Origin of the sequence: Chamaesiphon sp. OTE_8_metabat_110, from assembly GCF_031382685.1 — a bacterium.
In the GTDB taxonomy this organism is placed as follows: domain Bacteria; phylum Cyanobacteriota; class Cyanobacteriia; order Cyanobacteriales; family Chamaesiphonaceae; genus Chamaesiphon.
Genome location: NZ_JANMZA010000148.1, coordinates 1 through 2684 on the forward strand (window position 1 = coordinate 1; position 2684 = coordinate 2684).

Genomic DNA, 2684 nt, shown 5'->3' on the forward strand with positions numbered 1-2684 from the left:
GTAGTATCATCGCTGCCGCTAGCTAGCAGGCGACTGTCGGGACTAAAAGCCACACACCAAATCCAGCCTTGATGACCCGCCAGGGTTTGCCAATAGGTGCCATTGCTGCCATCCTGGATGTGCCAAAGTTGAATCGTGCAATCGGAACCACCACTAGCAATGATGCAACCGTCAGAACTGAATGCTAATGACTTGATATCATGGGCTGGATTAGCTTCATATTGAAGGCTAGTCAAACACTGTCCGGTATTGACATCCCACAGTTTGACCGTGCAATCATCGCTACCACTAGCCAAGATCTCGCCATCAGGACTAAATACCACTGAGTAGACCCCCTGGGTATGTTCGGTCAGCGTCTTTAAGCATTCACCAGTACTGAGATCCCAGAGTTTGATTGTGCAGTCAAAACTGCCACTAGCCAGCAGTCGATCGACGGGGCTATACGCAACCGCTTGTACCCAGTTGGCATGACCTTTTAAGATCGACTGGAGTTGGTGAGTGTGCGTCTCCCACAACCGAATATCGCCGTTGAAGTCGCCACAAGCCAGACAGTTACCGTCGGGACTAAAGGCTAGTGAGTGAATACTGCCAAAGGTTTCGGTGAAGGCTGACTTTGCTACATTGGTATCAGCAAAATTAATGTCATATAAATCTACATGCAGTAAATAGGCTTGCCAAATACACAAACCGGAGAAATCATAGCCACTCAAATCGATGTGCAAATGACGGTAAAGGTTAATCAGATTGCCACCTGCATAACCGCAAGTGTCGATAAATTCTAATCGCAGTTTAACAAGTAATCGATCGAGTTGATTTTTAATCTCCAGTTTCGATCGCAATTTACCTAGTAGTCGATCGACCAGCGGGGCTAAAATCATTCGCACTTGGCTTTCGCGAATATAATCTCTAGTCTGAGCCTGCATCAGCGCATGACTATTGAAAATATCCACATCTAAGCTAGTAATTTCTTCGCACACTAGATCGATAACTTTGGCGGTGACATATTCCATTACCACGGGTTGGAGGGTAAAGCAGCCAGCACTTTTTTCAATTAGACTTTGCCGATCTAATGATTGTAATGCGCCTAAAACTTGAGATCGCCAGCCGCTGGGAATGAAGTCTGCTAATAATTGTGAGATCGAGACAGCTTCGCGATCGATCGCTAACCAGTAAAGTACTTGTTGCTCGATATCGCACAATCGATCGAATTGCTGGCTCAATAAAGCCTCGATCCCATCACAGAGAATTACCCCCTGCTCTAAAAACGCGCTCACACTACCGTCAAATAAATCCCGAATCGTGGTCGCCGCAATTTTAATTGCTAACGGGTTGCCAGAGTAAGATTGCTGGAAGTGCTGCCAATCGCTGGAATCGGCTGTACAAAAGCCATTGGTAGTCCCGTTGGCGTAGCCTGTCTGCAAGACAATCGCGGCTACTTCGATCGCACCCAAACCATGTAAATCCAGCGTCCCGATCGATCCAAACTCGCCCTCTAACGGCATTAAGGTACTGGGCTTTTCCCGACTGGTGATTAATAAACAACTAGCATGATGTTCGGTAGCAATCCGGCGGAGCAGTTCGCTATAGCCCACATAACCCTCTCGATAACCGCCGTGCTGCTGGCTAGTCGCCGAGTGAGCTGGATGCTGAGCGAGAATTGATTCAAAATTATCAAAAACGAGCAGACAGCGCGTAGCGCGCAGATATGCCATCAATTGGGAGATCTGAGCATCCAGAGTATCCGCAGGTTCGGTTTGCTGTTGGCGGGAGAGAATCGCCATCAGTTGAAAGAGAATTTTATCTAGCGGCGGCGCATTGCGAAGCGATTGCCAGATAATCCGATCGAAAGCTTGAGTTAAAGTTGCTAGCTTTTGAGTGAGTTTGGCAGCTAATGAGGTTTTACCCATGCCGCCCATCCCGACGATCGAAATCAACCGACAAGGTATCCCGATCCGATTGCCCTCACAATCTACACCCAGCCATCGTTCCAACTGCTGGAGTTCGGTTTCGCGCCCTCTGAAAGTAGAAACATCGATCCGATCGCCCCAATAGCAATCGCGCTCTAGGGGTGAAGCTGGGGTAACTTCTGGCACCGCTAATTTCGGCATTCGATTCGGCAGAGCCGACACTTCGACAAGCTCAGTGCATCGCGCTGTGCGATCGCGGTGGCGACGCAATACCGCTTGCAAATTACTTTTAGTCACTGGTTCGCCACAGGCGATCGTCAACTGTCGCCACAATTCGTAGCCGATATCGCGGATGTAACCAGTGTCATAACCCACTTGCTCGGCAATGCGGGGATAAGTCCAACCTTCCCAGGTATAGCGAAATACTCGCTCTTGAAGATCGCGCAGACTTTGTGCTTGGAGCAGTGTATCCAGTAACGCTAAGGCTTCATCCGCTGTCATTTGCAACGACCCTGCCAGAATCTATTGCTTAATTTTAATCTGAATAAGCTCACAATTACGATCTACTTTTCCGATCTTTTCCGATCGGCAACAGCAGTTTTTCTCCGATCTTTTCTGGCTGTCAAACTAGCTGGGGGCGCATATTCTGAAGACATGGAGGAAATTAAACCCCCATTCTTACTAATTTAGAGGTATTTACCAATGTCTAAAAAACTGTTTGCAAGCAGTATTGCTACATTCGCCGCTATGGTTACTACGGCTGGCGTTAATATTGGT

Annotated in this window: 1 protein-coding gene; it reads right to left on the reverse strand. The window is 48.0% G+C overall.

Features of this window, described 5'->3' with window-relative positions; all coding sequences use genetic code 11:
* The coding region (locus RMO52_RS05505; protein ID WP_310411649.1) for an NB-ARC domain-containing protein at positions 1–2408 on the reverse strand (2408 nt) is incomplete at its 3' end.
* Positions 2409–2684: the final 276 nt, after the last annotated feature.